This is a genomic window from Pseudarthrobacter ribosi (assembly GCF_055412865.1).
Genome location: NZ_JBVAYZ010000011.1, coordinates 1 through 11,113 on the forward strand (window position 1 = coordinate 1; position 11,113 = coordinate 11,113).

Annotated in this window: 13 protein-coding genes; 6 read left to right on the top strand and 7 right to left on the bottom strand. The window is 66.4% G+C overall.

All coding sequences use genetic code 11. The features are described from left to right. The 4 genes from ACZYZ5_RS12370 to ACZYZ5_RS12385 all read left to right on the top strand — a co-directional run. Positions 1-193 (top strand): hypothetical protein (locus tag ACZYZ5_RS12370; RefSeq protein WP_463902032.1); only part of this gene is annotated, 193 nt, incomplete at its 5' end. 153 nt (positions 194-346) lie between these two features. After that, the gene (locus ACZYZ5_RS12375; RefSeq protein WP_463902033.1) at positions 347-832 is read left to right on the top strand and encodes a glutathione peroxidase; all 486 of its coding nucleotides are present in this window, start codon (positions 347-349) and stop codon (positions 830-832) included. Positions 833-1,054: 222 nt separating this feature from the next. Next, positions 1,055-2,266 carry a formaldehyde dehydrogenase, glutathione-independent gene (fdhA, locus tag ACZYZ5_RS12380; RefSeq protein WP_463902034.1) on the top strand — a complete coding sequence of 404 codons (1,212 nt, stop codon included), beginning with the start codon at positions 1,055-1,057 and terminating at the stop codon, positions 2,264-2,266. Positions 2,267-2,471: 205 nt separating this feature from the next. Continuing rightward, the gene (locus ACZYZ5_RS12385) at positions 2,472-3,413 is read left to right on the top strand and encodes a phosphodiesterase (RefSeq protein ID WP_463902035.1); all 942 of its coding nucleotides are present in this window, start codon (positions 2,472-2,474) and stop codon (positions 3,411-3,413) included. 3 nt (positions 3,414-3,416) lie between these two features. On the opposite strand, the gene ACZYZ5_RS12390 is transcribed toward ACZYZ5_RS12385, so the two are convergent. Further along, on the bottom strand, positions 3,417-5,051 hold the full coding sequence (locus ACZYZ5_RS12390; RefSeq protein WP_463902036.1) for a stealth family protein: 1,635 nt from the start codon (positions 5,049-5,051) through the stop codon (positions 3,417-3,419). Between the two features lie 118 nt (positions 5,052-5,169). Further along, the gene (locus tag ACZYZ5_RS12395; protein ID WP_463902037.1) at positions 5,170-6,084 is read right to left on the bottom strand and encodes a hypothetical protein; all 915 of its coding nucleotides are present in this window, start codon (positions 6,082-6,084) and stop codon (positions 5,170-5,172) included. Positions 6,085-6,263: 179 nt separating this feature from the next. On the opposite strand from ACZYZ5_RS12395, the gene ACZYZ5_RS12400 reads away from it, so the two are divergent. Together ACZYZ5_RS12400 and ACZYZ5_RS12405 are read left to right on the top strand one after the other, a co-directional pair. Continuing rightward, positions 6,264-6,563, top strand: coding sequence for a type II toxin-antitoxin system VapB family antitoxin (locus ACZYZ5_RS12400; protein ID WP_463902038.1), 300 nt, complete (start codon positions 6,264-6,266; stop codon positions 6,561-6,563). Next, complete coding sequence (locus tag ACZYZ5_RS12405; RefSeq protein WP_463902039.1) at positions 6,556-7,227, top strand: LytR C-terminal domain-containing protein; 672 nt, start codon at positions 6,556-6,558, stop codon at positions 7,225-7,227. Before ACZYZ5_RS12400 ends, ACZYZ5_RS12405 begins: the two co-directional genes overlap by 8 nt. 21 nt (positions 7,228-7,248) lie before the next feature. On the opposite strand, the gene ACZYZ5_RS12410 is transcribed toward ACZYZ5_RS12405, so the two are convergent. The 5 genes from ACZYZ5_RS12410 to ACZYZ5_RS12430 form a co-directional block, all read right to left on the bottom strand. After that, positions 7,249-7,887, bottom strand: a complete 639-nt coding sequence (locus ACZYZ5_RS12410; RefSeq protein ID WP_463902040.1) for a TetR/AcrR family transcriptional regulator — start codon at positions 7,885-7,887, stop codon at positions 7,249-7,251. A 241-nt stretch (positions 7,888-8,128) separates the two neighbouring features. Next, entirely contained in the window at positions 8,129-8,491 is a 363-nt protein-coding gene (locus ACZYZ5_RS12415) for a cupin domain-containing protein (protein WP_463902041.1), read from the bottom strand. Positions 8,492-8,844: 353 nt separating this feature from the next. Beyond that, positions 8,845-9,564: a DsbA family oxidoreductase gene (locus ACZYZ5_RS12420; protein WP_463902042.1), complete on the bottom strand. Its 720-nt coding sequence runs from the start codon at positions 9,562-9,564 to the stop codon at positions 8,845-8,847. Between the two features lie 112 nt (positions 9,565-9,676). Then, the gene (locus tag ACZYZ5_RS12425; RefSeq protein ID WP_463902043.1) at positions 9,677-10,210 is read right to left on the bottom strand and encodes a GNAT family N-acetyltransferase; all 534 of its coding nucleotides are present in this window, start codon (positions 10,208-10,210) and stop codon (positions 9,677-9,679) included. After that, on the bottom strand, positions 10,207-11,073 hold the full coding sequence (locus ACZYZ5_RS12430; protein ID WP_463902044.1) for a sugar phosphate isomerase/epimerase family protein: 867 nt from the start codon (positions 11,071-11,073) through the stop codon (positions 10,207-10,209). Before ACZYZ5_RS12430 ends, ACZYZ5_RS12425 begins: the two co-directional genes overlap by 4 nt. Between the last annotated feature and the right edge of the window lie 40 nt (positions 11,074-11,113).

Genomic DNA, 11,113 nt, shown 5'->3' on the forward strand with positions numbered 1-11,113 from the left:
TGCCCGCTACGCCGTCGGCGACCACCCCGGCGCCCGCACCGCCGCCGCCGGTGGTAAAGCCCGCGCCGCCGCCGCCGGTCGTCAAGCCCGCGCCGCCGGTCGTCAAGCCCGCGCCACCTGTGGTGGCTCCGCCGCCTCCGCCGCCGGCGCCCACCGCGGAACCTGCACCGCCCGCGCCCACCGTGACCGCTGAACCGTCGGCGACCACGGACCCGTCACCGAGCCCTGGCCTGTAGACGGCACCAATCCAGACCTCCACGCGTTGGTATCGAATGACAGTCGTGACCACTTCCGGAACACCGCTCCGGACACGAACTGCCTGACCCACGTCGCGAGGAACCTTCCAATGACCGCTCCCCACAGCATTCCGCTCACCCTCATCGACGGCACTGACACCGATTTTGGCCGCTTCAAGGGGGAGGTGGTGCTGGTCGTGAACGTTGCTTCACAGTGCGGATTCACGCCGCAATACGCCGGCTTGGAGGCGCTGCATAACAAGTTCCGCGGGCAGGGCTTCCAGGTGCTCGGTGTGCCCTGCAACCAGTTCGCAGGCCAGGAACCCGCCGCCGACGACGAGATCGCTGAATTCTGCGAACGGAATTTTGGCGTGACCTTCCCGCTCACCACCAAAGCCGACGTCCGCGGCAAGAACCAGCACCCGCTCTACGCCGAGCTCACCCAATTCAAGAACAGCTTTCTGCCGGGACTGGTGAAATGGAATTTTGAGAAGTTCCTGGTGAACCGCGACGGCGACGTGGTGGCGCGCTTCGCCCCCACCGTGGAGCCGGACTCGCCAGAGATTATTGAAGCGGTACAGTCCGCCCTTAGCTGAGAGCCGGCTCCCAGAGCACAAGGGGACAACGGCCCCTATCCCTAAGTATGCTTACCGCCTAGACTGGCCGGACCTTCCAAAAACCGGGCACACGCACGGCGCAGACGCGCGTGTGTGAGCTGGCGGTACTGCCGTCACATGCCCGGGGACGGTGCATCAGCACGCTTCGTGAATCACAACTGGACGCTCATATTGGGGGTCCGTGAAACCAGGAGGAAAGTGATGACAGGGAACAAAGCCGTTGCCTACAAGGGGCCGGGCAAGGTCGAACTGATCGACATTGACTACCCCACCTTCGAACTCAAAGACGGCCCCGGGGTCAACCCCGCCAACGTGGGCCGTCCGGTGCGCCACGGCGTAATCCTGAAAACCGTTGCCACGAACATTTGCGGCTCCGACCAGCACATGGTCCGGGGCCGCACCACAGCCCCCTCGGACCTGGTGCTGGGCCACGAAATCACCGGCGAAGTCGTGGAAGTTGGACCGGACGTCGAATTCATCAAGGTGGGAGACATCTGCTCGGTCCCCTTCAACATCGCCTGCGGCCGCTGCCGCAACTGCAAGGAGCGGAAGACGGGCATCTGCCTCAACGTCAACCCCGCCCGCCCGGGTGCCGCCTACGGGTACGTGGACATGGGAGGCTGGGTCGGCGGCCAGGCCAACTATGTCCTGGTGCCGTACGCGGACTGGAACCTGCTGAAGTTCCCGGACAAGGATCAGGCCCTCGAGAAGATGATGGACCTGACGATGCTGTCAGATATTTTCCCGACCGGCTTCCACGGCGCCGTCACCGCCGGCGTGGGCGTTGGCTCGACGGTCTACATCGCGGGGGCCGGTCCTGTCGGGCTGGCCGCGGCCACCAGCGCGCAGCTGCTGGGCGCCGCCGTCGTGATTGTCGGCGACCTGAACGCCGGGCGGCTGGCGCAGGCGCGCAGCTTCGGCTGCGAGACCGTTGACTTGTCCGAGGGCGGGCCCGCCGAGCAGATCGAGCAGATCCTCGGCGTACCCGAAGTCGACTGCGGTGTCGACGCCGTCGGGTTCGAAGCCCGGGGGCACGGCCACGACGCCAAGGAAGCTCCGGCAACGGTACTCAACTCACTGATGGAGATCACGGCCGCCGGCGGTGCGCTGGGTATTCCGGGACTCTACGTCACCGGGGACCCGGGCGGCATCGACGAGGCTGCCAAGAAGGGCGCTCTCTCGCTCAGCCTCGGTACCGGCTGGGCCAAGTCGCTGAGCTTCACCACCGGCCAGTGTCCGGTGATGAAGTACAACCGCCAGCTGATGATGGCGATCCTGCATGACAAGGTCCACATCGCCAAGAACGTCAACGCGAAGGCGATCTCGCTGGAGGAGGCACCAAAGGGCTACGCGGAGTTCGACGCCGGCGCCGCCACGAAGTACGTGCTGAATCCGAACGGATACCTGAGCTAACCGTACGGAAGCCGAGTAGTGATAATCCGGCGGGCACAGCCGGCCCTGACCAGGGCAGGTATGTGTCCGCCGGATTACTCGGTTATTGCCTCTTTTCGAACATGCCTACTGGAGTTTGCACATTGTTGGCCGAATGTCTGGTTGGATAGATATTACTGAGAGGGACGCTGGAGGCAACCGCTTCCACCCAACCAGGAAGGTAGCAATGGAGCTCATCGAGGCCGAGCACCCCCGGCCACGTCATTTTTTACTCCATCTGAGTGACCCCCACCTGCTGGGAGGTTCGGCACCATTGCATGGTGTGGTCGACAGCGACGCCCTTCTTCAACAACTCTTCGACGAAGTCCGGGCTTCCGGTGCCCGCCCCGAAGCCGTGATTTTCACCGGCGACCTCGCCGACCGGGGAGAACCCGAGGCCTATGCCAAGTTGCGGGCCATCGTGGAGCCGGCCTGCAGGGCCATGGGCGCAAAAGTCATCTGGGCGATGGGCAACCACGACAACCGTGCCCACTTCCGCACCGGCCTGCTGGACCTGCCGGCCGACGACGCCCCCGTGGACCACACGTACTACATCAACGGGCTGCGGATCATCACCCTCGACACCTCAGTCCCCGGCTTCCACCACGGTGAGCTGAGCCCCGACCAGCTGGAGTGGCTCGCGGCCGAGCTCGCCACTCCCGCCCCGGACGGAACCATCCTTGCCCTGCACCATCCGCCGGTGCCCTCGGTCCTGGATCTCGCCGTCCTCGTGGAGCTTCGGAACCAGACGGCACTGGCCGGGGTTCTGCGGAACTCCGACGTCCGGTCGATTTTGGGCGGCCACCTGCACTATTCGACGACGGCGACCTTCGCGGGGATCCCGGTCTCCGTGGCGTCGGCAACCTGCTACACGCAGGACCTCAACGTTCCGGTCGGCGGAACCCGCGGACGCGATGGCGGACAGGCCTTCAACCTGGTCCACGTCTACGAGCACACGATCGTGCACTCCGTGGTCCTCCTCGGCGACACCCCGGCAGTCGGCGAACTCGTCTCGGCCGCGGAAGCCCAGCGGCGGATCGCCGCGGCTGGGATCCGCATCCCGGTCAAGGCGAAGCTCGAAGACCCGGCCAGGACGCCCGGCAACCGCCGGCTGACCGCCAGCAACTAACCCCTACTTCTCCCAGGGAGCCTTGATGGGGTAGTACTTCTCCAGGAAGTCCGTCACGAGTTCGGCCCGTTCCTCGGCCGGGACCTCCGGGAAGCTGCCGTCGTTGAGGCAGAAGAAGTCCATGTTCCGCTTGGCGAGCAGCTTGGGCAGGTAGTTGAGCCCTGCCCGTGCGGTGGTGTCCACGTAGCGCACCTTGGCCGCCGTCTGGGTGACGGCTCGGCCGGTGAGCAGCGCGTAGTAGTGGTAGAACGAGTTGGTCACCGAGATGTTGTCCGCGGCGCGGAACGTACTGGCCGCCGTCTTGGCGAATTCCGCCGGAAACTCCTGCTCCATCCGGGCGACAACGCTGCGCCGGAGCGGCGCGGCCGTGTGCTCCAGGTGCCGGGTGGTGATCCGGCCGAAGCGGTCCCAGAGCAGCTTCCGGTTCACCCGGGCTGCGTTCTCGAACCCGCTGCGCTCCGTGTCGTTGTCCCCGAGCCCGATCCGGGTTTCCGCCTCGATGAACTTGGTGATGCCGCCGGGTGTGAAGAACAGGTCCGGTCCGACGGCGCGGCCGAAGAACATATCGTCATTTGAGTACAGGAAGTGCTCGGACAGGCCGTCGATGTGGTGGAGCTGGCACTCCACTGCCTGCGAGTTGTGCGTGGGCAGCACGGCGGGGTCCGCGAAGAACTCCTCGCTGCGGACGATCGTGACACTCGGGTGGTCCGCCAGCCAGGCGGGCGCAGAGGAGTCCGTGGCGATGAAGATGCGGCGGATCCAGGGTGCGAACATGTAAACCGAGCGCAGTGCATACTTGAGTTCGTCAATCTGGCGGAAGCGGGCCTCGTGGTCGTCGCCTTCGCCCACGACAACGCCGGCCATCCGTGCGCGCCGTGCCGCAATGTACTCCGGGGAGCTGCCGTCGACCCAGGAAAACACGAGATCGATGTCGAAGCTGATGTCACTGGCGTGGTCCGCGAACATGTTCTCGATGGTGGGCCAGGTGTGGCCGTACCGCTCCACCGTGCCGCGGACGGCGTCCTGGGCCAGCATCGTCCTGCGGGTCAGCGAGTTCTCGATCGGGAGGATCAGCTCGTCCTCTTCGAAGCTCCACAGTTCCAGCTGCACCCCGGCCGAGGCGCCGAACTCGAAGCCGCCTTCCGGTTCGACCCGGGGACGGTACAGCCGGAAGATCCGCGACTGCCGGTTCGGGGAAAGCTCGCCGTCGGCGACCAGCACCGAGGACTTCTTCTTGGCGTCGACGCTCATCGAGTAGAAGGGCTCATCGTGGCAGGCCTCCACAAGCGCGTCCCGGAGTTCCTTGCGGTCCTTCCAGTCCACGGCGATGACGGGCCGGTGGTTGTTGCCGCGGACCAGAAGGTAGTCAAGGCCGGCGCCGTCCAGCACCGAGCGGATAAACATCAGGTCCTCGACCATGGCCTGGTACGGCGTGCGGTTCTCGTTGATCAGTCCGTACCGGCCCCGGCGGCGCACCACGTCCTGGCGCGCCCGGAATCTCGCGACGGCAGCCGCGGAGGTGACCTCATCATGGGCGTCTACCGATGCCTGGCTGCCGTAATAGATCTCGTCCTGGACCAATGCGTCTGTAATTTCGGTTCTCCGTGATTGTTTGCGTGAATGTGTCCCTACTTGCATGATAACGTCCGCCCCAAAATCGACCCGAATTTCCGCGGCTGAAACGCCGCCAGTGTGGGCCACAACAGCCCCGTCCGCCCCCGGAACCCTGGGTCCGGGGGTGCCGCAGTCCGCCGGTTCAGCCCAGCAGGGCCCGGCGCCAGCTGCGCAGGAAAGCCGCCCCGGCGGCGTCGTGGATTACGTCCTCGCCAAGCCCCAGATCCGCCGCGGTGAGCACGTCGTACGGTTTCACCGGGACGCCGTCGGCGGGCCGGACGTCGACGTGTTTCACCGGGTGGTCGTTGTGGTGCAGCCAGTCGGCCATGGCGTAGTCGGTGCGCGAATCGCCCACCGTGCGCCAGGCCTGCGGGGTGACGCCCTGCGCCGCCAGCAGTTCCACGGCCCGGCTTGCGCCGAGGTCCTTGCCGAGCCGGACCGACTCGATGTCGGTGGAGATGATGGTCGGATCCACCCGGTAATCGATCCGGTCATCGGAATCCGGGGCATGGTGGTCCAGCCGCACCACGCCGAGACCGTGCCGGCCCATCAGCTCCATGGCATCGGCGTCGAACAGTTGCTGCTCGGCGCGGTAGTCGGAGTTCTCGACGGCGATGTGCTGCTCCACGGAGACCATGGCCAGTTTGGTCTCGTCGAAGAACATGTGACTGGCATAATCCTCGACCACCAGACGCCGGACGTCGTCGCCAAAGGTCCGCGGGATGGCCAGATCGTGATCGACGTGGACCGGCCCGGGCCCTGCGGAGGTATAGCTGAACCAGACGGCGCCCTTCTCGCACACGGCATGAATGAGGGTGTCGGCCGGCATTCCGGCGGCGATCATCGGTTCCATCACCTGTTCGCGGATAAACGCAGCCGATCGGCCGGTGTTGAAGACTATCGGGATCCCCGCCGCGGCCAGCGCCAGCAGGTCCGCGATGATCACGGGCTGTACCGCACGGGTTACGGGGCTCGCCACGGGACCGTCGACGTCGAGCAACAGCGCCAGCGGAGGAGCCGACGGCGAGAGGGAAGCTGAGGTCTCGAGGATTGTCATGGCCCCATTCTCCCAGCAGCCGGGCGTCTTTGCATGTGTTGTGGACCGTAACGCCGCAAAGGTGTTGACTGTGACAGCCAGGGGCGGACGGTGTGACAAATGGTTACTGTTTGGCCACAACCTCCCGGCACCGGGCGTCGTGGATTCCTTTGGCCGTCCAAGTTCCTTAGTCTTGCAAGGTGATATTCAAAGCCGTGGGCGAGGGACGCCCGTACCCCGACCATGGTTACAGCACGCCCAAAGAGTGGGCGGCGCTGCCGCCGCGGCCCGTCCGGCTCGATGAGCTGGTGACCACCAAGCGCACGCTCGACCTCGAGGCGCTGCTGGCAGAGGACTCGACGTTCTTCGGCGATCTGTTCCCGCACGTGGTGGAGTACCGCGGCGTCCTGTACCTTGAGGACGGCCTGCACCGCGCCGTCCGGACCGCGCTGCACCAGCGCACAGCGATCCACGCCCGTGTGCTGGTGATAAGTGGCTAGAAAGCCGAAGGACGTCAGAGCCCTGAACGGACATCAGGTCGTTACCGGCTCGGATCTGCGGGCCACCTTCGTGAAGGATGAGGAACTGCACAAGAATCCCGTCAGGATGCGACGACGCGTCCTGCACGGGGTCGTGCTCGTGCTGCTCGTCGGGCTGGTGGCCGCCGCGATTGTGGTTGCGCTGGCGATCATGAACGGCCAGATCAAGATTCCGACGGCGGAGCGCAGCCAGGCCGCCGCGTCCGTCTGCCCGGAAGCGCGCTTCGACTACATGCCGCCGGAGACGATCAACCTCAACGTCTTCAACTCGACCTCCCGCCCGGGCCTGGCCCGCTCCGTGGCCGACGAGTTCGCGGCGCGCAAGTTCATTGTCGGGACCGTTGCCAATACGACGTCGAGCTACCGCGGCGTGGCGTTGGTCGTTTCGGGCGCCGCGGGCCAGTCCGCGGCGTTCAGTGTGCAGCGGAACCTGCCGGGTTCGGACTACTTCCAGGACGGCCGGACGGACCCGAGCGTGGACGTCATCCTCACCGGAGACTATAAGGAACTGGCGAAGCCGGAACTGGTCGACCAGACGCCGGGGCAACTCAGCTGCCCGCGCGAGGACCGGCGGATCGTGGACGAATCCGGGTCGCCCGTGACGCCGACGCCGCCGGCCGGGTAGCGCGGGGAACCGGGCCGGACCTCAGGAGGAAACGCGGAGGGGCCGGCCGTCGTCGTCGAACCGGGCCCCGGCGCCGAGCTGGACGAACCGCACGGTCCGGGCAACCCGGGCTTCCCCCTCGGCGTCCTGGCCGGCGCCGTCACCGCGGGCGGCGCTGGAGGACAGGGTGCCGTGGATGAGCTGCGCGAGCTGGGTGATGTCCGAGTCCGGCAGGTAGCCCTGGGCGACGCCGTCCCGGAGGATGCCCTGCAGGAGCACGCTGAGCTCCCCGACGTGGTCAGCCAGCTTCGCGAACGACGCCGGCGAGAGCACAGCTCCCATCGCGGGGCCCGGCGGCAGGTGCCGACGGCTGAGGTCCTCGACCTGGGTGCGGACGTACAGGGCGAGGCGGTCCACCGGGTTCTCCAGCGCAGCCAGGGATCCGCGCAGGTCGATCAGGAAACGCTCGGTTTCGTCCAGCGCATAAGCGATCAGAAGCTCTTCGATGTCCGCGTAGTAGTTGTACACGGCGGTCCGGCCGATCCGGGCGTGGCGTGCGACGTCGGTCATGGTCAGTCCCGGGAGGCCATGCGTGAAGAGGAGCTCGCCGAAGGCAGTCAGGATGCGGTGCTGGGTTTCGGCTCGTTGGGCGGCGTTGCTCGCGGCCGAAATCCTAGGCATACGGACACTTTAGCGCGATCTGTCAGTAAACCGGCGCTCATTGCCTGAAGGGCTGGGGCGACGGACTCAGGAGGCGTCCAAGTGGGTTGCCTCCGCCTATGCGATGCGGTGCTCCGTGAATACACCGGGGCGAAGGCGGGAGGGATCACCAGCGCGCCCAGCCCTCCCGGCGCAGCACAGCGGCAGGGATGGCCCGCGCATGCGAAGGCCCTGCGGAGCGCTGGCGTGCGGGGTCCCTGGGTCAGGGTTTGGCGTAGTCGGCGAATCCCTGCCAGTCGATCACGACACAGGGTTCGTCTCCCAATACCCAGGCATCGTGTCCGGGGGCCATCGTGGCGAAGTCACCCGGCCCGTACTCCATTTCTTCGCCGTCGTTCATGACCACCTTCATTCGACCGGAGATGAAATACGCCATGTGCGAGGCCTGACAGCTCTCCGTTTTGGCGATCGGTTTGACGTGCTCGGACCAGCGCCATCCAGGCAGGAACGTGGCGCGGCCCACGCCGCCCTGTTCCAGGTTGACGAGTTGAAGTTGGCCCTTACCACCTTCGAAGGGGCGCGTCTCCTCGGGCGAATCGAGGCTTTTACGGACTAAACCTGGCATCTTGACCTCCTAGGGTCGGTACCGCTTGTTGTTGTGGTTACGCTCCGGCAACTACACGCTGGCAGTGTCGGCCCGCTCGGATTGCGGGCGGATTACAGCTGCCGGCGCCCGTCCAGAAGGGCTGGCAAACACACTGACCTGCCGTGATGATATATAGACCCCCAGAGCCCCTTTTGCCTAGAGCACACTGGTTGCCGATTCGGCTGCGCTTGCGGTTGGCCGCGACACATTCCCGAAAGCTCACCAGCCACTGGCGCAGATGCCTACTCGCCGTTGCCGGGCCTGGCCTCATGGGGCGAAAAATCCATGGCTAGATGCGGAAAGAATAGGCCCGCGATCAGTCAACTCCGGTCCTAGGTGGCGCAGCCCTCCGGGCCGCAGGCGTCCGCGGTTCCCCGGGCGTCCGGGCCGCCGTCGGCGCCGACCATTTCCAGCGGGCGGCTGTCCCGCCACGCCTGCTCGAGGGCGGCGGTGAAGGTCTCGGCGGGCTGGGCGCCGGAGAGCCCGAATTTCCGGTCGATCACGAAGAACGGGACGCCGGTGACGCCCAGGGCGCGGCCTTCCTCGAAATCCAGCCGGACGTCGTCGGCGTATTTGTCGGTGGTGAACAGTTCCTCCAGCTCGGCAGCCGCGATCCCCAGGTCCAGCCCCAACGAGGTCAGGTAGCCCCGGCTGCCGATGTCCAGACCCCGCTCGAAGTGGTCGCTGAGCAGGCGTTCCTTGGCGGCGTCCTGCTGCCCGTGCGCGGCGGCGAGGTGGATCAGCCGGTGGGCCGTGAAGCTGTTGGCGACCACGACATCGTCGAATCGGTAGTTGAGGCCCTCGCCTCTGGCCTGCTCCGCCACGTGCGCGAACATCCCGGCGACCTGGGCCGGGGCCAGGCCCTTGCGGGTGCTCAGGTAGTCCAGTTCGGTGCCGTCGTAGTGGTCTGGCAGCGACGGGTCCAGCTGGTAGCTGCGCCACGTCACCTTCACAGCCTCGCGGTGCGGGAAGGCCGCCAGTGCGGTTTCAAAGCGGCGTTTGCCGATGTAGCACCAGGGGCAGGCGACGTCGGACCAGATCTCAATCTTCATGCTCGCCACAACCCCGGCGCGGGCGGCTCCATTCCCCGGCGGACTGTCGGCTTGGTCACGGGCGCGTCAGGCCTGGGGGCGGCCCCGAACTGCGAGCACAGGCCCGCTCTCCCTAGGTGACCCGGCGTTCCATGACGAAGTCGTGCTCTACGGTGTTCCCGAGCGTGAAGGACTTGGTGCCGACTTGGCGGAAGCCGGACTTCTCGTAGAACCGGACGGCCCGGGCGTTCTGGCTGTTCACGCCGAGCCAGAGCCCGCGGGCGCCGGCACCCGCGGCGGCGGCGATGCTGGCGTGCATCAGTTCGGCCGCGGCGCCCAGCCCGTGATGGTCGGGGTGGACGTAGCACTTGCTGAGTTCGGTGCACGGCAGTTCGCTCAGGACCGCGGCCACGTCCGGGTCGCTGGCGGGGCGCGCCACCAGGAGGCTGTAGCCGCGAAGATCGCCGTCGGCGTCGATTACCAGGACGGTGACGTCCGGGTCGGCCAGATAGGCGAGGAAGTGGGTCTCGCTGAGCGTGTTGGCCAGGTGTGCCGCGATGTCCTCCGGCCGGGACTCTGGCGGACACGCGAGCGGGAAGGTCACGGCCGCCAGCGCGGCCAGCCTGCCGGCGTCGTCCGCGGTTGCTTGTCGGATCACGTGAGTCACAGTGGAATCTCCCGGGACAGGCTGCGCAGGAAAGCCAGACCGCTTTCAGCCAGGTCGTCTTGGCTCGGGGCCAGTGGCCGCCAGATCGACGCAGCGACGGCAATGGCGGCATTTTCGCCGGTGAAACTCTCAATGTCGAGCGGTCCCGCGTAGCCGACTTCATCCAGGACCTGCAGGAAGCCCGTCCAGTCGGTTTGGTCCCCGCCGGGAGCTCCCCGGTCGTTGCCGCAGACCTGCACATGCACCAAATGCTCTCCGGCGGCCCGGACCGCGGCAGCCACCGAACGCTCCTCGATGTGGAGGTGGTAACTGTCCAGCGCGAGGCCGACGCCATTCCCGAGCAGCGGACCAAGCGCCTCAAGTGCCTGTTCCACCGTGTTAATCAGCGATGTTTCATACCTGTTCAGGGGTTCGATGCCCAGCACCACTCCCGCCTCCTCGGCCCGGGCGGCGACCGGCCGGAGGTTTCGGCGCAGCTCCGCGTAGGCGTCCCGTCGTTCTTCCCGCGACATCCGCCACACCCGTCCGGTCCGGGCGTAGAAGGGTCCACAGACAGTCGGCGAACCGATGCTGCCGGCCATGGTGATGCAGGCGGTCAGGTAGGCCTGGGTCCTTTCTACGGAAGCCGGATCCGCAGCCACCAGGTCCCGCCCCGGCGCCATGGCCCCCACGACGAAAGGCTTCAGCCCGGTTCCCGCGAGGGCTTCCAGCACCGTTCCGGAAGAGAAGTCGCCCGCGTTTTCCAGCGGGAGTTCGACGGCGTCAAACCCCAGGGCGGCGATTTTCGCCAACAATCCGGGGAGGCTGGAATCGGTCAGGGGGGATTCCCAGACCCAGGTGCTGATTCCGATCAGACGCGCCAAGCTGCCTTCTTCCTTCTGTTAGTCCTGCCACCGGATCCGG

Excerpts from the sequence above, each read along its gene's own strand:
- ACZYZ5_RS12375 (WP_463902033.1), top strand. The coding sequence starts at position 347 with ATGACCGCTCCCCACAGCATTCCGCTCACCCTCATCGACGGCACTGAC.
- fdhA (WP_463902034.1), top strand. The coding sequence starts at position 1,055 with ATGACAGGGAACAAAGCCGTTGCCTACAAGGGGCCGGGCAAGGTCGAA.
- ACZYZ5_RS12385 (WP_463902035.1), top strand. The coding sequence starts at position 2,472 with ATGGAGCTCATCGAGGCCGAGCACCCCCGGCCACGTCATTTTTTACTC.
- ACZYZ5_RS12390 (WP_463902036.1), bottom strand. The coding sequence starts at position 5,051 with ATGCAAGTAGGGACACATTCACGCAAACAATCACGGAGAACCGAAATT.
- ACZYZ5_RS12395 (WP_463902037.1), bottom strand. The coding sequence starts at position 6,084 with ATGACAATCCTCGAGACCTCAGCTTCCCTCTCGCCGTCGGCTCCTCCG.
- ACZYZ5_RS12410 (WP_463902040.1), bottom strand. The coding sequence starts at position 7,887 with ATGCCTAGGATTTCGGCCGCGAGCAACGCCGCCCAACGAGCCGAAACC.
- ACZYZ5_RS12415 (WP_463902041.1), bottom strand. The coding sequence starts at position 8,491 with ATGCCAGGTTTAGTCCGTAAAAGCCTCGATTCGCCCGAGGAGACGCGC.
- ACZYZ5_RS12420 (WP_463902042.1), bottom strand. The coding sequence starts at position 9,564 with ATGAAGATTGAGATCTGGTCCGACGTCGCCTGCCCCTGGTGCTACATC.